The sequence below is a fragment of the Streptococcus intestinihominis genome (genome assembly GCF_046824975.1).
GTDB lineage: Bacteria > Bacillota > Bacilli > Lactobacillales > Streptococcaceae > Streptococcus.
In genome coordinates this window covers 220,356-237,236 of record NZ_JBKQBL010000002.1, presented here as the reverse complement: position 1 = coordinate 237,236, position 16,881 = coordinate 220,356, and the positions used below count along the sequence as shown (strand labels likewise).

Below are 16,881 nucleotides of genomic sequence, written 5' to 3'. Positions count from 1 at the left end.
AATCAAGCAGCCCTGAGTCTATATCTAGGGCTTGGCTTCACCATCCAAACTGAAGTCCTCTATTTGATGGAGAGCCGATAGAATTCAGCGAAATCCCTATTTTTTTGCTATAATGGAGCTATGTTAGTAAAAAGTAAAAATGCCTTATTTGGATTGCTCCATCTGGTCATGTTGCTCCTGATGGTGCACTGGTTTGTCATTAGCATCGTATACCTAAAAGATATTTCGGGATGGGACCTTGTATTTGGGGGACTTATCTTTCTCCTAGCTTATGTTGGTCGCTCCTATCTCAAAAGAGCCTTTGCCTGGTTGATGAAACACAAGACTGGATTGATGCTGGGAGCGATTCTAGTTCAGATTGTTTTTATGCTGTCTGCGGAACTCTTTATCCGACGAGATGCCGCGGTGGTCTATACGGGAGCCTTTGGCCTTCTAAAAGAGTCCTCTATCTCTAGCTACCTGAGCCGGAATCCCAATAACCTTCCCTTGTTCTTGTACGAACGCTTTTTCTACCAAATCCTTGGTGGGGCAGGCCTCTGGGTCATGCAAGTCCTCAACATGGTCTTTGTGAATGCAGGAGCCATCCTCTTGTATCGTTTAGGGCTGAAACATTATGACCAAAAAGTGGCAGACTGGGTGTATACCCTCTATGTGCTCTTAATCTGTTATTCCCCTTATTTTTACTCCATGTACACGGATATTCCGCCTCTTCCTCTCATCGCCTTGCAATTAGGGCTAGCCTTGGATCTCTTAAAAGGGGGCGACAGTGGTGCACAATGGAAGACATCCTTGTGGTTTGGCCTCTTATCAGGGCTTACTATGCTGATCCGTCCGACGACTATTATTGTCGTGATGGCCTTTTGGATGGTCCTCTTCTTTAAAGGGCAGTGGAAGGTCTTTGGAAAAGTCTTTGCTTTAACCCTTTTATCAACTGGTCTGGTCTTTGGAGCTCTGAATACAGCTGTAAAACACCAAACAGCTGTCCCTATTTTAAAAGGGGAAGGGCTGGCTAAAGGACCGCTCTTGTTTATTAACTTGGGCTTGACGGATATTGGGCACAACCAAGCAGATATGAAAGAAGGGCTCTTGAAATATGTCGACGAAGATAAGCGAGACGAGTACAATAATGGGATGTTCAAGAACGAATATATCATTAAAGAAATCAAACGGCGCTTGAAGGAATATGGTCCGATTGGACTCCTGGGACATCTTTATACCAAGCAATCCTTGACGGTTGCAGAAGGGACACTTGGTTGGCTCTATCGGGATGTTGAATACGAAAAGACTCCGGTCATTAACCCTCTTTACGATCCTTATACCAAGGATTTACCAGTTGCCAAATGGATTCGTACCTACTTCTTAAGTACAGATCGTCCTCAGTATCGTTATTATGAGTTCGTCAAACAGTTGGTTTGGATTGTGATGGCAGCTGGCCTGGTCCTTGTCTATCTCAAGAAGAAGAACGATGACGAATTCCACTTCCTATCGCTTGCTGTTTTTGGTGGTCTTCTCTTTTTGACCATCTTTGAAGGTGGCAAGACTCGTTATCTGATCCAATTTCTACCACAAATTCTCTTGTTAGCCTCTATTGGTTTGGCTGCTGGTCCGAGGAAATCTCAAGAGAACGGTTAATTATTTTATGCTGTAAGGAGAAGCGATGGAACATTCAAGATGGCACCAATTGCTTAAGGAGCAGCTTCCAGAGGGCTACTTTAAGCAAATCAATCAATTTTTAGATCAGGTCTATGCATCAGGGACCATTTACCCACCTCGTGAAAAGGTTTTTCAGGCCTTAAAGACAACGAATCTGGAAGAAGTTAAGGTCGTGATTCTGGGTCAGGATCCCTATCACGGTCCTGGTCAAGCACAGGGACTCAGCTTTTCTGTACCGGATGACATCCCAGCACCTCCATCCTTGCAAAACATTTTAAAGGAGTTAGCGGAAGATGTGGGGCCTAAGCCTTCCCATGATTTGATGCCTTGGGCAGAGCAAGGGGTTCTCTTACTCAATGCCTGTCTGACAGTGCCTGCTGGCCAAGCCAATGGGCACGCTGGCCTGATTTGGGAAGAGTTTACAGATGCAGTTATTCGCCTAGTCAGTCAAGAGGAGGAGCATGTTGTCTTTATTCTGTGGGGTGCCTATGCTCGGAAGAAGAAGTCTTTGATTGATGCAAGTAAACACTTGATTATTGAAAGTGCCCATCCCAGTCCCTTATCGGCCTATCGCGGTTTCTTTGGCTCCCGTCCTTTTTCAAGGGCTAACGCTTATTTAACGGAGATGGGTCGCGAGCCTATTGATTGGTTGCGAAGTTAGGAAAATAGAAAGAAGAAATAATGCCACAGTTAGCTACAATTTGCTATATCGATAATGGAGAAGCGTTTTTGATGCTTCATCGCAATAAAAAGCCCAATGATGTCCATGAAGGCAAATGGATCGGAGTTGGTGGAAAATTAGAACGCGGGGAGACTCCTCAAGAATGTGCTGCTAGAGAAATTCTTGAAGAAACGGGTCTAGTTGCTAAGCCAGTTCTAAAAGGAATTATCACCTTCCCTGAATTCACTCCCGACCTAGACTGGTACACCTATGTCTTCAAGGTGACTGAATTTGAAGGGGATCTCATCGAGTGTAACGAAGGGACACTGGAGTGGGTGCCTTATGATCAAGTCTTAAGTAAGCCAACTTGGGAGGGGGACCACACCTTTGTCGAGTGGCTCTTGGAGGATAAGCCCTTCTTTTCAGCTATGTTCCGCTATGATGGGGATCGCTTGCTAGAGACCCATGTTGATTTCTATGAATAAAGGAGTAGAAGATGTTAGTCATTAAAAATGGTCGGGTAATGGATCCAAAAACTGGTTTGGACCAAGTGTGTGATCTCTTGGTAGATCAGGGGAAAATTGTGGAAATAGGTCCATCTCTTTCTTATGAGGGAGCCCAAGTTATCGATGCGAGTGGCAAGGTGGTAGCGCCAGGTTTGGTGGACATTCACGTTCACTTCCGGGAACCAGGTCAGACCCACAAGGAAGATATTCACACTGGAGCTCTGGCTGCTGCAGCTGGTGGTTTTACCACAGTTGTCATGATGGCCAATACCACTCCAACTATTTCGGATGTCGTGACTTTAAAAGAAGTCTTGGATTCTGCTGCTAAGGAAGCCATTCATGTTAAAACCGTAGCGACGGTTACCAAGAACTTTGATGGCCAACATCTCACTGACTTTGAAGGTTTGTTACAGGCTGGAGCTGTCGGTTTCTCAGATGATGGGATCCCGTTGCAAAGTACCAAGGTAGTCCGTCAGGCCTTGGAAGAAGCCAAACGTCTGGGGACTTTCATTAGTCTCCACGAAGAAGATCCAGAGTTGAACGGCATTCTGGGACTTAATGAGCACATTGCTCGGGAGCATTTCAAGGTTTGCGGAGCCACTGGTGTGGCAGAATACTCGATGGCAGCGCGGGATGCTATGATTGCTCATGCGACAGGTGGCCACCTCCACATCCAACATCTCTCGAAAGCTGAGAGTGTCAAGGTAGTCGAGTTTGCCCAAGCGATCGGTGCTCCTGTTACTGCAGAAGTAGCTCCTCAGCATTTCTCTAAGACTGAAGACCTCTTGCTGTCTAAGGGAAGCAATGCCAAGATGAATCCACCTCTTCGTCGGGAAGAAGACCGTCGTGCAGTCATCGAAGGCTTGAAGTCAGGAGTCATTACCGTAATCGCAACGGACCACGCGCCTCATCATGCGGATGAAAAGAACGTAGCCGATATCACCAAGGCTCCTTCCGGTATGACAGGATTAGAGACCTCTCTATCGCTTGGTTTGACCTATTTGGTCCATGCAGGAGAGCTCAGCTTGATGGAACTCTTAGAAAAGATGACCTATAATCCCGCTAAATTATATAACTTTGAAGCGGGTTATTTGGAAGTCGGTGGACCAGCGGATATTGTGATCTTTGATCCGGATGCTGACCGTTTAGTGTCTGATCATTTTGCTTCTAAGGCAGCTAATTCACCGTTTGTTGGTGAATCCCTCAAGGGACAGGTAGCCTATACCATCTGCCAGGGCAAGATTGTCTACCAAGCCTAAACCTGACTTAAAAATAAGAAAGTCAAATTGAAAGCTGAACGAATGAGGAGTATATGAATAGTAGAAAAATACTAGAGATGATCTTGTATTGTTTGGTCACTTTTCTGGTCTGCTTTTTTCTGGTCAATTGGCTCCTTCCTTCAGCAGAACCAGTGATGACCAAACCGTCAACAAGTGTCAAAAAGAAGGTAGTCACCTATGTAGCGATTGGCGATTCCTTGACCAAAGGCGTAGGAGATAGCACCAATCAAGGTGGTTTTGTCCCTCTGCTTGCTCAGAGTTTGACCAATGAAACAGGTCTTGAATTCAAAGCGATCAACTATGGTGTTTCTGGCAACACGAGCGGCCAAATTTTGTCACGTATGCAGGAGAAAAAGGAGATTCGAAAGGACTTGAAGCAGGCTCAGTTACTGACCATTACTGTCGGGGGCAATGATCTGCGAAAGGCCATCCTTGAGGATACCAGTAACTTAGATCTGGATCGCTTTGAAAAAGCATCGAAGACCTATGAGAAAAATCTCAAACAGATTATCGAATTGGCCCGCAAGGACAACCCTGATCTGCCTATTTACGTGGTGGGGATCTATAATCCCTTGTATCTCAATTTCCCCGATCTAACGGAATTGCAGACCCTTGTCGATCAGTGGAACCAAAGAACGGAGGAGACCCTCTCTGCCTATCAAGGCGTCTACTTTGTTCCAATCAATGACCTCCTCTATAAGGGCATTGATGGCAAGAGTGGGGTGACAGAATCCGAATTAGGAAAAGAAACTGTGACCAATGATGCCTTGTATGATGAGGATAGTTTCCATCCCAATAATACAGGCTACGAGATCATGAAAGAAGCCGTACTGGAGAAAATACATGCAACTGAGAAAAAATGGTTCGAGTGAGAAGAAGGTTAAGCCAGCAACCACAGGACCTCATTTTAAGGAGAGACGAGAAAAAACGCCGATTAACATCTGGAAATGGCTCTTTCTAGGCTTGGTCAGTTTCTTGCTGGCAACAAGTTTAGTCGTATGGACTCGTTTCTCAACGGTACGAGAGGATGTCCGGCAACTACAGACTCCTAGCCAAGGAGGAGATGTCAAGATCGGCAGTATGACCACAACTAGGGCTCAACTAAATGAAACCATCAAGGTCATGCTTAAAAGTTATCATTTGAGTGATTATCAACTGTATGCAGACAACCAACAGATGTTACTAGAGGGGAGGATGGACTTTTTAGGGAAGGAGTACCCGCTCTATATCTATTTCCAGCCAAGTAAGCTAGAGGATGGGAGTATCCTCCTGACCCTCAAGGATTTTTCAGTTGGGACCTTGAAACTTCCTAAGAAGACCGTGATGCAGGTGCTGTCTACAAACAAGGATCTACCTGACTTTGTGAAAATTGATAGCAAAGAAGCGACGATCAAGATCGAGCTTGCTAAGATTAAAAATGAGATGGATTTCTATGTCAAGGCCAATACCATTGATCTATACAATGATCAAATCATCTTTGATCTCTACAGGAAAAAATAAGAAGATCAGGCGAAAGTAAGAAAGCGACTTTCGCCTTTATTTTGTTTCTATTCAAAAAATTCAGAATATTGTAGAAAATTCTTGACATTCAATTTTCCCTATGCTAAAATACTAAACAAGACATCAATCAAAGGAGAAAGTCAAACATGAAAACAGCTAAGTTTATTCAATTTGCTTTGTTGTTGAGGTACTCGGGCTAGTGCAAAAGCATTAGTCCTGTTTGGCTTACCAAGCGGGAGTAACAAGACATCTCGCTTAGGTAACTGGCGAGATGTTTTTATTTTATTCACTATGTTTAGAAAAGAGGAGACCCTATGCGTAAAGTTGAATTTTTAGATACCAGTCTTCGGGACGGTGAACAGACTCCAGGAGTCAATTTCTCCATTAAAGAAAAGATTGCCATTGCCAAGCAATTGGAAAAATGGGGCATTTCTGCTATTGAAGCAGGTTTTCCTGCAGCTAGTCCGGATTCCTTCACTGCTGTGCAGGAGATTGCGAAGGTCTTGACCAAGACAGCCGTGACAGGTTTGGCTCGCTCCGTTAAATCCGATATCGATGCTTGTTATGAAGCCTTAAAAGATGCCAAGTATCCGCAAGTTCACGTCTTTATCGCAACGAGTCCCATTCACCGGGAATTTAAACTCAACAAGACCAAGGAAGAAATTCTTGAAGCGATCAAGGAACACGTTTCTTATGCGCGTTCTAAGTTTGAAGTTGTTGAATTCTCGCCCGAAGATGCGACACGGACGGAATTGGATTTCCTCTTGCAAGTTGTCCAGACTGCAGTCGATGCTGGTGCTAGCTACATCAATATTCCTGACACAGTCGGTTTCACGACACCAGCAGAGTACGGAGCTATTTTCAAATACTTGATCGACCATGTCAAGACAGATCGTGAGATTATCTATTCCCCTCATTGCCATGATGATCTAGGAATGGCGGTGGCTAATAGCCTCGCCGCTGTCAAGAATGGAGCTGGTCGTGTCGAAGGAACCATCAATGGCATCGGGGAACGGGCTGGAAATGCTGCACTTGAAGAAGTAGCGGTCGCCCTTAATATTCGCGAAGACTATTTCCAAGTGGAGAGTCCGATTGTCCTTAATGAAACCATCAACACCTCTGAGTTGGTCTCTCGTTACTCTGGGATTCCAATTCCTAAAAACAAGGCAGTGGTTGGCGGCAATGCCTTCTCACACGAGTCTGGGATTCACCAGGATGGAGTCCTTAAAAATCCTCTTACCTATGAAATCATCACGCCTGAGTTGGTGGGTGTCAAGAGCAATAGCCTCCCTCTTGGAAAATTGTCTGGTCGCCATGCCTTTGTAGAAAAACTGCATGAGTTGGGACTGGAATTCACAGAAGAAGACATCCAGCCATTGTTTGCTAAGTTCAAATCTCTGGCAGACAAGAAACACGAGATCACTGATGCCGATATCCGCGCCCTTGTTGCCGGTACAGCAGTGGAAAATCCAGAAGGCTTCCACTTTGATGATCTTCGTCTCACAACCAATGAAGATGAAAGCATCACTGCAGCAGTCAGTCTGAAAAATGAAAATGGTGAAATTCTTGAATACCTTGCCAAAGGTCAAGGTTCAGTGGAAGCAATCTTTAATGCTATTGATCAATTCTTCCATCAAGAAGTTCGTCTGACTTCCTACACTATTGATGCGGTGACAGATGGGATTGATGCCCAAGCGCGTGTACTGGTCACTGTTGAAAACGAAGCGACGGATACCATCTTTAATGCTTCTGGTTTAGACTTTGACGTATTGAAGGCGTCAGCGATTGCCTATATCAATGCCAATACCTTGGTGCAAAAAGAGAATGCTGGAGAGATCGGTCACATTGTATCCTATCGTGATCTACCAGATGCCTAAAGGAGAACACTATGACGAAGAAGATTGTCGCCCTAGCTGGAGACGGGATTGGACCAGAGATCATGGAGGCTGGCCTGTCCGTGCTGAAAGCAGTGGCAGAAAAAACAAATTTTGACTATTCAGTCCAAGATCATCCATTTGGGGGAGCAGGGATTGATGTGGCTGGTCATCCTCTACCAGCTTCTACTCTAGAAGCTACAAAGGAAGCGGATGCCATTCTCTTAGCGGCTATCGGATGTCCTCAGTATGACCAATCACCGATTCGTCCGGAGCAAGGCTTGTTAGCTCTTCGTAAGGAGCTCAACCTTTATGCTAACATTCGTCCGGTCAAGATTTACGACTCCCTCAAGCACCTCTCTCCTTTGAAGGAGGAGCGCATCCATGGTGTGGATTTCGTAGTAGTTCGCGAGCTCACCGGCGGGATCTACTTCGGAGAGCATATCTTAGAAGAAAATCAAGCACGGGATATCAACGACTACTCAGTTGAAGAAGTGGAGCGAATCGTGCGGAAGGCTTTTGAGATTGCGCGGGGACGTCGCAAGAAAGTCACCAGCATTGATAAACAAAATGTCCTCGCAACCTCCAAACTTTGGAGAAAAGTAGCTGATCGAGTGGCTCAAGACTTTCCAGATGTGACCTTGGAGCACCAGTTGGTAGACTCAGCAGCCATGCTCATGATTACCAATCCTTCTCGCTTTGATGTCATCGTGACGGAAAACCTCTTTGGTGATATCCTCTCAGACGAGTCCAGTGTCTTGTCTGGCACTCTTGGGGTCATGCCATCGGCTAGCCATTCAGAATCAGGTTCAAGCATGTATGAGCCTATTCATGGATCAGCTCCAGATATTGCAGGTCAAGGCGTGGCGAATCCAGTCTCGATGATCCTCTCTGTTGCCATGATGATGCGAGAAAGCTTTGATCGAGAAGAAGATGCTAGCCGCATTGAAAAAGCAGTGGAAGCTACTCTTGCTGCAGGGATCTTTACGAGAGACCTAGGAGGCAGTGCTTCGACAAAAGAAATGACAGAAGAGATTATAAAACGCTTATGAGTGTAAAAGGAATGATTACTGGCTTGATCCTTCTATGGAATCTCTTCGTAGGGATTCTCTACGGAGTTGATAAGGAAAAGGCCAAAAGAAATACTTGGCGGATACCAGAAAAGACCTTGCTCTTTTATGCTTTTGCAGTTGGAGGGCTAGGAGCGTGGATAGGAGGGCTACTCTTTCATCACAAGACACAGAAGTGGTATTTTAAGGTCACCTGGCTCTTAGGAACCCTTCTCACACTTTACACACTCTACGCTTTATGGAGGTAAGGATGGCAGGAAAATCAATTTTTGATAAAATCTGGGAACGGCATGTAGTGACCGGTGAGGAAGGCCAGCCCCAACTCATGTATGTGGACCAACACTATATCCACGAGGTCACCAGTCCCCAAGCCTTTCAGGGATTACGGGTTGCAGGTCGCAAGGTTCGACGGCCAGATTTAACCTTTGGAACCTTTGATCACAATGTCCCCACTGTTAACATTTATGATATCCGGGATGTGATTTCTAAGGCCCAGATTGATAAATTAGCTGAGAATGTCAAAGACTTTGGGATTGATCATGCTGCCCATGGTTCTGCTAAGCAAGGAATTGTTCATATGGTGGGCCCTGAAACTGGGCGGACCCAACCAGGAAAATTTATTGTCTGTGGAGATAGCCATACCGCAACCCATGGAGCCTTCGGTGCTATAGCCTTTGGGATTGGGACTAGCGAAGTCGAGCATGTCTTTGCCACCCAAACCATCTGGCAGGTCAAACCCAAGAAGATGTTGGTCGAATTCACTGGAACCCCGCAAAAAGGGATCTATTCAAAGGATTACATCCTAGCTTTGATAGCGCGCTACGGTGTTGCCTGCGGCGTTGGCTATGTCGTAGAGTATCGGGGCGAAGCGATTGATCGCTTGACCATGGAAGAGCGGATGACCATCTGCAACATGTCCATTGAATTTGGATCTAAGATGGGAATCATGAATCCAGACCAAAAGACCTTTGATTACCTAGAAGGTCGTGAATGTGTGCCACAAGATTTTGAAGCTGCAGTAGCGGATTGGAAGACTCTGGTCAGTGATGACGAAGCCGTATATGACAAGGTCATCCGTATGGATGTATCTGACTTAGCTCCGATGGTGACCTGGGGGACCAATCCTTCCATGGGAGTGGACTTTGAAACCCCCTTTCCAGAGATTCGGGACATGAACGATGAGCGGGCCTATCGTTATATGGATCTAGAACCTGGCCAAAAACCAGCAGACATTGAATTAGGCTATATCTTTATCGGATCTTGTACCAACGCGCGTCTCAGCGATTTGGAGTTGGCAGCCAAGTTTGTGAAAGGCAAAAAGATCGCGCCCAACTTAACAGCCATTGTCGTACCTGGTTCTCGTCCGGTTAAGCAAGCTGCTGAAAAGTTAGGTTTGGACAAGATCTTTATGGATGCAGGCTTTGAATGGCGTGATCCAGGTTGCTCTATGTGTCTAGGAATGAATCCAGATAAGGTTCCAGATGGGGTTCATTGTGCCTCTACCAGCAATCGAAATTTTGAAGACCGCCAAGGGTTTGGGGCTAAGACCCATCTCTGTAGCCCAGCTATGGCAGCTGCAGCAGCAATAGCCGGTCACTTTGTCGATGTGCGCCAAATGCCCGAAGTTCAATAAAGGAGGAATCATGGAGAAATTTACCATTTATACGGGGACAACCGTTCCCTTGATGAACGATAATATCGATACCGACCAAATCCTCCCCAAGCAATTCTTAAAGCTGATTGATAAAAAAGGCTTTGGCAAATACCTCATGTATGCTTGGCGCTATTTGGATGATCAGTATACCGAGGATCCAACATTTATCTTTAATAAGCTGGAATACCGCAAGGCAACCATTTTGATCACTGGTGACAATTTTGGGGCAGGTTCCTCTCGGGAACATGCAGCCTGGGCCTTGGCTGATTATGGCTTTAAAGTCGTCATCGCCGGATCCTTCGGAGATATCCATTACAATAATGAACTCAATAATGGGATGCTTCCGATTGTTCAGCCCTTAGAGGTTCGACAAAAACTAGCCAGCTTGAAGCCGACAGATCCAGTGACGGTGGATTTAGAAGAGCAAAAGATTATCTCGCCAGTTGGAGAGTTTCGATTTGAGATCGATGGTGATTGGAAGCACAAACTGCTCAATGGTCTAGATGACATTGGCATTACACTTCAATATGAGGACTTGATTGCCGCTTATGAAAAGCAACGGCCAGTTTATTGGCAATAAAATTGTATAGTTAATTAAGAATTTTCAGAAAATATATTGAAGCTTTTTGGTAATTTTGATAGAATAGAAAAAAAGAATTGAAGAGGACGAAATTTATGACAAAACACATTCAATGGGACGGAACACTTTCACAAGAAGGATTTGACATTTTGAAAGGAGAGGGAGGTTGTATCGTCTGCCCTACAAAAGTTGGTTACATTATTATGACCAGTGACAAGGCCGGCTTGGAACGGAAGTTCGAAGCTAAAGAACGCAACCGCAACAAACCAGGTGTTGTTCTTTGTGGGAGCATGGATGAACTCCGGACCCTTGCTCAATTGAATCCTGAAATCGATGCCTTCTACCAAAAACATTGGGACGAAGATATCTTGCTTGGTTGTATCCTCCCTTGGCGTGAAGATGCCTATGCAAAATTACAAGCCTTCGGAGATGGACGCGAAGAACTCATGACAGACGTTCGTGGAACCAGCTGTTTTGTCATCAAATTCGGTAAAGCTGGTGAGCAAATCGCCAAAGAAATGTGGGAAAAAGAAGGCAAAATGGTTTATGCCTCTTCAGCTAACCCATCTGGTAAAGGAAATCGTGGGAAAGTCGAGGGAATCGGAGAGCGAATCGAAGGTGCCGTGGATTTGGTCATCGAAGCCGATGATTATGTAGCCTCTATCCAACCAGACAAGACTATTGAAACTCGCTATGAACAAGGAGTGATGGTTTCTATGGTTGATGCAGAAGGAAAACTCATCCCAGAACAAGGAGCAGGTAGCCGTTCTGTCAATACTTGCCCAGTCGTGATCCGTAAGGGATTGGATATCGACAAGATCATGATGCACTTATCTGATCATTTCAACTCTTGGAACTACCGCCAAGGGGAGTACTATTAAAAGATAGAAAAAAGGTCGTTACAGTTCGTAACGACCTTTTACTTGTCTATTTTATCGAATAGCTGATTTCCAACTTTAATAAGTCACGACATTAATCTCACCCTTGTCGTACTCAGCGATAAAGATGTCATCGACATTTTCAAATCCTTTTTTATTCAGTTCGGCCATAAGCCATTCTTCAGTTTTACCGATGGCCTCTAAGATTTCTACTTGGACTACACCATCTGTAATGATTGGGTATTTGGGATTTTCATCTCCCATTCGAACGATTATGAGTTGGCCATTTTGTTCGATGACGGCTCTTTTGACTTCTTTCAATTGGAAGACCCCTTGAGAGCGCAACTTAAGAGCGACGTCAGAAGCAGAAAGGCCTTTTGAGCGACAAGCTTCTGGATCTAATTTTCCGTTTTTTATGATAATAGTTGGTTTTCCATCAATCAGATGTTTGATGAAGTAAACATTGGTATTAAGCCATTTGAGTGACAGAATCAAAATCGTCCAGATGATGAGGATGACGACATATTGAAGGATGGTAATCGAGCTATTGTAGATGACCCCGCCGATAATACCCCCGAGAACAAAGTTCTGTATTTGGTCTACTGCAGAACTTGGCGCTAAATTTCCTTTTCCTGTTACGTTAATAACAAAAACAAGAGAAAGAAGCCCAAAGGCCAATTTAATTGCAATTGTAGCAAAAAAGCTTATCATTTTTCAACCTCCACCAGTTCTACATCTGTTTTATATAAGTCCATTTTTTCAAGTAAATAGCTATCTGGGTCTGTTCCGCTAATCGCACGATAGAATTGCTTGTCTACCTTGATAATAGCTCCGTCGGTCGTATCCGAAGTATTGACATAGACATCTTCTTTATCTACACCTAATTCTTTTGAAACAACTTCGATAAAGTGTAGGGAAGAGCGGAATTGATTGTCATTAGACTGATTGTTTTGAAAATTTGAAATGCCAATCAAAACAACGGCTACTAAGATTAAGACAGAAATAATAGACAATTCACGGAACTTACTTCCACGTTTATCCTTATATGCCTTAAATGCGAAAAAAGCCGTTACCAACACTAAGAGAATGGACATGATCACCATGACACAATTTTGCTGGCTAATCTGACTCAGTACATAGTCGTAGGAATAGAATTTCATAAAAACCCCTCAATTATTTTGTATTCAAGCTATTATAAACTATTTCAATCCTTACTTCAATGATTTAAAGTGACATTCTCATTGTTTAAAGGTATGGATTGTACCTTAAGGTGGAAGAATAGAAGTAGGAGTTTTCTATCTAATCGAAATTTGGTACACTAGAGCTATGAAGATGGAAGATACAATGAAAAAAGCGATCATTTTAGGGGCTACAGGGGGGATTGGCCGTCAGCTAGCGAAAGAATTGGCAAGAAGTCTGGATTATCTGGTCTTAGTAGGACGTGATCCAGACAAACTCTCCCAAGTCCAAGAGGAACTAACTGGGAGCAAGGCGCAGCTGTCAACCGTAATATTAGATATGCTAGATCAAAAGTCTCTAGAAGCTTTTGTAGAGGACCTAGATGCAGATCTTCTTGTCAATTGTGCGGTGGTAGCCTATTTTTCCCTAGGCAGCTATCTAGCTACAGCAAATGAGAAAGATCTCTGGCAAATCAATTACCATGCTCCGGTCAACCTAATCAAGAAGTTAGTGCAGAAAAATCAGAAGATCCAGCTGGTACAGTTGTCATCTCTGGCCGCTCTTTTTCCTCATCCCTATTTAGCAGCCTACAGTTCCAGCAAGGCTGCCTTGCAGACCTACACTCTTGCTATCCAGGAGGAACTCAGTCAATCAGATTCCCCGGTCCAGCTATGTCTGTACATTCTAGGACCAGTCCAAACAGCTATTTTTCCTCCCGAACTAGTAGAAGCATTGGGAGGCAGTCGCTTGCAGATGAAGCCTGAGAAAGTCGCTCAGCAGTTGATTCGGTTCATAGAAAGAGATACTTCCTATGCTGTTATCGGCCTTCGCTATCGCTTGCTCGTTTCGCTAGGTCGTCTGCTTCCCCAAAGATGGATTATTCGTCTCCTTGCAAGGTATTTACGAAAGGGACTTAATAGATGAAATTTATATTTATATTTTTAAGCGTTGTTTATCTTCTCTTATTTCTCATCCGTTGGTTGCTGTCCCTCATTTATTATAAAAAAGGCCAGTCTCATATTTCGGACTTCCCAGAAGAGCTTTTTACGGTGGTCCAACCCATCCTCTCAGGGGATCCTCGTTTAGAGGGTGATTTGCGGGCCAATCTCCAGCAAACAGAAGCAGTGGAATTCTACTGGTTGATTGACCAGTCTGATACAGAAGCCCAGCGAGTAGTAGATCAGATTTGCCAAGAGGATTCCTTTGCCCAACGCATTCGAATCTTTCTCATTAAAGATGTCCCTCAGGGGATTAATCCCAAGAGTTACAAGATTGAGCAAGTTATAAAGGAGCTGACCCGGCCTTATCTGATTGTTTTGGACGATGATAGTGTGATCGATTTTTCTAAGATGGGGGAGCTGACTGCCTATTTGGGTCAAGAGGTCATTCTGACAGGTATTCCTTATAACCAGGAGAGAAGCAATTTCTGGTCCAAGCTGGTCGCAGCATTTGTAAATGGCAATTCTTTTATTACTTATTTTACCATGGCAGAAGTTGAGGCGAATCACTCCATCAACGGGATGTTCTATATCCTACCGGTAGAACTTGCAAAAGACCAGGGGCTTTTCACAGCAATCAAGGATTATCTATGTGATGATTTAGCCGTAGCCGATTTTTTAAGGAGTAAAGGAGTACCCATTATCCAAACACGGGTCACCTGTAATGTTCGAACCACTATCAAGGACGCCAAGCAATATCTGCTCCAGATGAAGCGTTGGCTTCTCTTTAGCTCTATCTATCTCAAAGAACACCTGGACTGGAAGTTGTGTAGCCTCATAGGTTTACCGAGTTTTCTGCCTCTTCCAGGTTTGATCTTAAGTCTTATTTTAGGGTGGCCTTATCTTCTTCTAGCCTTAAGCTTACTGGTATTCAAGGCAGTTTGGATGCTCCTCTATCGACAAAGCATTCTAACCAATCGCTTACACTTGGATGAAGTCACCTACGAAGTGCTGAATGATTTCTTGCTTCCTTGGCTGTTTGTCTTTGTTCTATTGACTCCACCTGTGATAAATTGGCGGGGGCGGAAGATTCGTGTGACGGACGGAAAGATTCGTTATGAGTAAGATGAAGTCCTATCTAGACCGTTTGTCTGCTTTATCTCTTGATCAGACCATGCTAAACTCTAATCGCTTGGTTCTCTTTCTCAGTGGGAGCAGTGATGTCACTTGTGCCGGGCTGACAGCTGGGCAGCTAGACCTCCTTCATGCGATTTGTCCATCCGGCTATACAGTAGTAGCCAGCAATTTTCCCTTCAATCAAGATTTTGAACATATACAGTTTCCTCAAGTATCCCTCTTGTCAGCTTCTGCATCCAATATCATCTACTATTGGCATACGATTTTGAACCCTCGTTTCCAAAAGCTGTTACAGAAGCACTTGTCCCCCTTGTTGGAAGCGCAGGAGGTGGTTCTTGTTTGTAAGAGTTCAGGTGTTAATATGCTGACGCAGTGGCTCAGAAGTTTAGGGAATCAGGTCTCCCTTCCAAGATTGCGTGTGATAGCGCTTGGCCCGGTTTCCCAGCTTCTCTTAAGTCAAAAGGAGCTAGAACTACTGGTCATCAAAGGCAAAAAAGATCCTTATTCACGAATTTTGGACCGCCATTCAGCGGATATCCAAGTGGATACGAATCATTATAGCTATGAATACAGAGAAGATGTGAAAGGAATCATCTATGACTGGATTAGACAAAGTGATAAAAATCGATGTGATTAGCGTCCCCTTTAGTGGTCATTTATTTCCGACTTTGACTTTGGTCAAGCCCTTGCTGGAGGATCCGCGTTTTCAGATCCGTGTCATAACAGGTTTTCAGAAAAAGGCATTGGTTAAGCAGATTGGTTTTGACTGCCTTGCCTTGTTTCCTGACCGTCCGACAGTCATGGAAGATATAGCCAATACATCAAAGCAAGCAAACCTATTTATCATGTACCAACAATTAGGGGCCAATAGCAGACTGATCCCTGAAGTTTTTGACGAAATAACTCGAATTTGGAACTCTGAGGGGAGACCAGACTTGATCATTGCAGATTTTGTAGCCGCTCCTGCTGGAGTTTTAGCAGATCGTTTGGGCATTCCCTGGATTACGACCATTCCAAGTCCAGTAGCGATTGAAAGTCGCACGACAACGCCTGCATATCTGGGAGGCTGGAAACCGCATCAGGGAATCTTCTACAAGTGGAGAGATGCACTAGGCAGGCAAGTCATTCGTCTGGCAAAGAAAGTTGGGTTTGCGCTGGTTAAGAAGAATCTCGATACCCTAGAGGATTTCAAATTGTACCGTGAAGATGGGACAGAAGCCATCTATTCTCCCTATTCAATCTTGGCTCTGGGCATGAAAGAGTTGGAGTTTCGAGATGATTTTCCATCCCAGCTTAAATGGGTTGGTTATCGCTGTCTATCTTTTGATCGGCTTCCTCAAGAACAGAGGCAGTATTTCACTAGCTCTAAAAAGCGGGTCCTCGTCACTTGCGGCACTCATTTAAAATGGGAAAAAGAGCGGATGGTGGAGTTGGCAAAGCTTTTGAGCCAAGAATATCCTGACTATGTCTTTTACGTAACCCTAGGCGACCCTAGTGGTTTGGAAAATCCACCCAGGATGTTGTCGGAAAATCTTCTGGTCTTTGATTACCTCCCTTATTCAGATGTTCTGGATCAAATGGACTTTGCCATTCATCATGCAGGTGCAGGGATTTTGATGGGGTGTATCGAAGAGGGCATTCCAAGTCTGATTTTGCCCCAGGACTATGACCAGTTTGACAATGCGGTTCGGGCTGAGTTATTCCAAATAGGGTTGGTCTCTCGTAAAAAGACAGATTCCGAAGTCTTGCGCTTATTTAATGAATTGGTTTCTCGGGAAGATTGGTCGCACCTAAAGGCTCTGGCTCAGAAAAGCAAAGTCTACCAGCCAACAAAGATTCTTTATCAAGAGATAGAGAAACTCTTGAAAGTGAGGTTATAGAAGAAGTGGAGGGGGAGACTCCTGTTTGCTTTCTTCCAAAGCCCTACTATTATTGAACATAAAAAAACTAGAGGTTTGACTCTAGTCTTTT

The 16,881-nt window shown here is 44.4% G+C and carries 19 protein-coding genes; 17 read left to right on the top strand and 2 right to left on the bottom strand.

Annotated features, from left to right (window positions below; all coding sequences use genetic code 11):
• From ACLOR3_RS04500 to ACLOR3_RS04440, 13 genes are all read left to right on the top strand, one after another.
• A partial coding sequence (locus ACLOR3_RS04500) for a hypothetical protein (RefSeq protein ID WP_412037046.1) occupies positions 1 to 81 on the top strand: 81 nt, incomplete at its 5' end.
• Positions 82 to 120: 39 nt separating this feature from the next.
• A complete protein-coding gene (locus tag ACLOR3_RS04495; RefSeq protein WP_411400277.1) occupies positions 121 to 1,632 on the top strand; it encodes a glycosyltransferase-like membrane protein in 1,512 nt (503 codons plus the stop codon).
• 25 nt (positions 1,633 to 1,657) lie between these two features.
• On the top strand, positions 1,658 to 2,314 hold the full coding sequence (locus ACLOR3_RS04490; RefSeq protein WP_306474588.1) for a uracil-DNA glycosylase: 657 nt from the start codon (positions 1,658 to 1,660) through the stop codon (positions 2,312 to 2,314).
• 20 nt (positions 2,315 to 2,334) lie between these two features.
• Positions 2,335 to 2,799 carry an NUDIX hydrolase gene (locus ACLOR3_RS04485; protein WP_411400278.1) on the top strand — a complete coding sequence of 155 codons (465 nt, stop codon included), beginning with the start codon at positions 2,335 to 2,337 and terminating at the stop codon, positions 2,797 to 2,799.
• 11 nt (positions 2,800 to 2,810) lie between these two features.
• Complete coding sequence (locus ACLOR3_RS04480; protein WP_350018655.1) at positions 2,811 to 4,079, top strand: dihydroorotase; 1,269 nt, start codon at positions 2,811 to 2,813, stop codon at positions 4,077 to 4,079.
• A 53-nt stretch (positions 4,080 to 4,132) separates the two neighbouring features.
• A complete protein-coding gene (locus ACLOR3_RS04475) occupies positions 4,133 to 4,972 on the top strand; it encodes an SGNH/GDSL hydrolase family protein (RefSeq protein WP_314836847.1) in 840 nt (279 codons plus the stop codon).
• Positions 4,944 to 5,600, top strand: coding sequence for a YpmS family protein (locus ACLOR3_RS04470; RefSeq protein WP_006596436.1), 657 nt, complete (start codon positions 4,944 to 4,946; stop codon positions 5,598 to 5,600). Before ACLOR3_RS04475 ends, ACLOR3_RS04470 begins: the two co-directional genes overlap by 29 nt.
• 314 nt (positions 5,601 to 5,914) lie before the next feature.
• A complete protein-coding gene (locus ACLOR3_RS04465) occupies positions 5,915 to 7,477 on the top strand; it encodes a 2-isopropylmalate synthase (protein ID WP_238656337.1) in 1,563 nt (520 codons plus the stop codon).
• An 11-nt stretch (positions 7,478 to 7,488) separates the two neighbouring features.
• Entirely contained in the window at positions 7,489 to 8,526 is a 1,038-nt protein-coding gene (gene leuB / locus ACLOR3_RS04460) for a 3-isopropylmalate dehydrogenase (protein ID WP_129822097.1), read from the top strand.
• Positions 8,523 to 8,792 carry a DUF1294 domain-containing protein gene (locus ACLOR3_RS04455; RefSeq protein ID WP_048689804.1) on the top strand — a complete coding sequence of 90 codons (270 nt, stop codon included), beginning with the start codon at positions 8,523 to 8,525 and terminating at the stop codon, positions 8,790 to 8,792. Before leuB ends, ACLOR3_RS04455 begins: the two co-directional genes overlap by 4 nt.
• Positions 8,793 to 8,794: 2 nt before the next feature.
• Positions 8,795 to 10,177, top strand: coding sequence for a 3-isopropylmalate dehydratase large subunit (leuC, locus tag ACLOR3_RS04450; protein WP_411400279.1), 1,383 nt, complete (start codon positions 8,795 to 8,797; stop codon positions 10,175 to 10,177).
• 10 nt (positions 10,178 to 10,187) lie between these two features.
• Complete coding sequence (gene leuD, locus ACLOR3_RS04445) at positions 10,188 to 10,778, top strand: 3-isopropylmalate dehydratase small subunit (protein WP_270288684.1); 591 nt, start codon at positions 10,188 to 10,190, stop codon at positions 10,776 to 10,778.
• 95 nt (positions 10,779 to 10,873) lie between these two features.
• The gene (locus ACLOR3_RS04440; RefSeq protein ID WP_411400280.1) at positions 10,874 to 11,659 is read left to right on the top strand and encodes an L-threonylcarbamoyladenylate synthase; all 786 of its coding nucleotides are present in this window, start codon (positions 10,874 to 10,876) and stop codon (positions 11,657 to 11,659) included.
• Between the two features lie 75 nt (positions 11,660 to 11,734).
• Here the strand turns inward: ACLOR3_RS04440 and ACLOR3_RS04435 are convergent, their stop codons facing one another.
• Complete coding sequence (locus ACLOR3_RS04435) at positions 11,735 to 12,367, bottom strand: DUF421 domain-containing protein (RefSeq protein WP_411400281.1); 633 nt, start codon at positions 12,365 to 12,367, stop codon at positions 11,735 to 11,737.
• A complete protein-coding gene (locus ACLOR3_RS04430) occupies positions 12,364 to 12,816 on the bottom strand; it encodes a DUF3290 family protein (protein ID WP_411400282.1) in 453 nt (150 codons plus the stop codon). Before ACLOR3_RS04430 ends, ACLOR3_RS04435 begins: the two co-directional genes overlap by 4 nt.
• Positions 12,817 to 12,982: 166 nt before the next feature.
• On the opposite strand from ACLOR3_RS04430, the gene ACLOR3_RS04425 reads away from it, so the two are divergent.
• Genes ACLOR3_RS04425 through ACLOR3_RS04410 form a run of 4 tightly spaced genes read left to right on the top strand, consistent with a single transcriptional unit; the run spans position 12,983 to position 16,790 of the window.
• Positions 12,983 to 13,759 (top strand): SDR family NAD(P)-dependent oxidoreductase, encoded by a 777-nt coding sequence (locus ACLOR3_RS04425; RefSeq protein WP_411400283.1) that lies wholly within the window; start codon positions 12,983 to 12,985, stop codon positions 13,757 to 13,759.
• Entirely contained in the window at positions 13,756 to 14,898 is a 1,143-nt protein-coding gene (locus tag ACLOR3_RS04420; RefSeq protein WP_411400284.1) for a glycosyltransferase family 2 protein, read from the top strand. Before ACLOR3_RS04425 ends, ACLOR3_RS04420 begins: the two co-directional genes overlap by 4 nt.
• Positions 14,891 to 15,547: a hypothetical protein gene (locus tag ACLOR3_RS04415; protein ID WP_411400285.1), complete on the top strand. Its 657-nt coding sequence runs from the start codon at positions 14,891 to 14,893 to the stop codon at positions 15,545 to 15,547. The genes ACLOR3_RS04420 and ACLOR3_RS04415 overlap by 8 nt, the downstream gene beginning before the upstream one ends.
• Entirely contained in the window at positions 15,507 to 16,790 is a 1,284-nt protein-coding gene (locus tag ACLOR3_RS04410) for a glycosyltransferase (RefSeq protein WP_411400286.1), read from the top strand. The genes ACLOR3_RS04415 and ACLOR3_RS04410 overlap by 41 nt, the downstream gene beginning before the upstream one ends.
• Positions 16,791 to 16,881: the final 91 nt, after the last annotated feature.

What these genes read in the sequence shown, in the direction of transcription:
- ACLOR3_RS04495 (WP_411400277.1), top strand. Translation starts at nt 121, where the DNA reads ATGTTAGTAAAAAGTAAAAATGCCTTATTTGGATTGCTCCATCTGGTC.
- ACLOR3_RS04490 (WP_306474588.1), top strand. Translation starts at nt 1,658, where the DNA reads ATGGAACATTCAAGATGGCACCAATTGCTTAAGGAGCAGCTTCCAGAG.
- ACLOR3_RS04485 (WP_411400278.1), top strand. Translation starts at nt 2,335, where the DNA reads ATGCCACAGTTAGCTACAATTTGCTATATCGATAATGGAGAAGCGTTT.
- ACLOR3_RS04480 (WP_350018655.1), top strand. Translation starts at nt 2,811, where the DNA reads ATGTTAGTCATTAAAAATGGTCGGGTAATGGATCCAAAAACTGGTTTG.
- ACLOR3_RS04475 (WP_314836847.1), top strand. Translation starts at nt 4,133, where the DNA reads ATGAATAGTAGAAAAATACTAGAGATGATCTTGTATTGTTTGGTCACT.
- ACLOR3_RS04470 (WP_006596436.1), top strand. Translation starts at nt 4,944, where the DNA reads ATGCAACTGAGAAAAAATGGTTCGAGTGAGAAGAAGGTTAAGCCAGCA.
- ACLOR3_RS04465 (WP_238656337.1), top strand. Translation starts at nt 5,915, where the DNA reads ATGCGTAAAGTTGAATTTTTAGATACCAGTCTTCGGGACGGTGAACAG.
- leuB (WP_129822097.1), top strand. Translation starts at nt 7,489, where the DNA reads ATGACGAAGAAGATTGTCGCCCTAGCTGGAGACGGGATTGGACCAGAG.
- ACLOR3_RS04455 (WP_048689804.1), top strand. Translation starts at nt 8,523, where the DNA reads ATGAGTGTAAAAGGAATGATTACTGGCTTGATCCTTCTATGGAATCTC.
- leuC (WP_411400279.1), top strand. Translation starts at nt 8,795, where the DNA reads ATGGCAGGAAAATCAATTTTTGATAAAATCTGGGAACGGCATGTAGTG.
- leuD (WP_270288684.1), top strand. Translation starts at nt 10,188, where the DNA reads ATGGAGAAATTTACCATTTATACGGGGACAACCGTTCCCTTGATGAAC.
- ACLOR3_RS04440 (WP_411400280.1), top strand. Translation starts at nt 10,874, where the DNA reads ATGACAAAACACATTCAATGGGACGGAACACTTTCACAAGAAGGATTT.
- ACLOR3_RS04435 (WP_411400281.1), bottom strand. Translation starts at nt 12,367, where the DNA reads ATGATAAGCTTTTTTGCTACAATTGCAATTAAATTGGCCTTTGGGCTT.
- ACLOR3_RS04430 (WP_411400282.1), bottom strand. Translation starts at nt 12,816, where the DNA reads ATGAAATTCTATTCCTACGACTATGTACTGAGTCAGATTAGCCAGCAA.
- ACLOR3_RS04425 (WP_411400283.1), top strand. Translation starts at nt 12,983, where the DNA reads ATGAAGATGGAAGATACAATGAAAAAAGCGATCATTTTAGGGGCTACA.
- ACLOR3_RS04420 (WP_411400284.1), top strand. Translation starts at nt 13,756, where the DNA reads ATGAAATTTATATTTATATTTTTAAGCGTTGTTTATCTTCTCTTATTT.
- ACLOR3_RS04415 (WP_411400285.1), top strand. Translation starts at nt 14,891, where the DNA reads ATGAGTAAGATGAAGTCCTATCTAGACCGTTTGTCTGCTTTATCTCTT.
- ACLOR3_RS04410 (WP_411400286.1), top strand. Translation starts at nt 15,507, where the DNA reads ATGACTGGATTAGACAAAGTGATAAAAATCGATGTGATTAGCGTCCCC.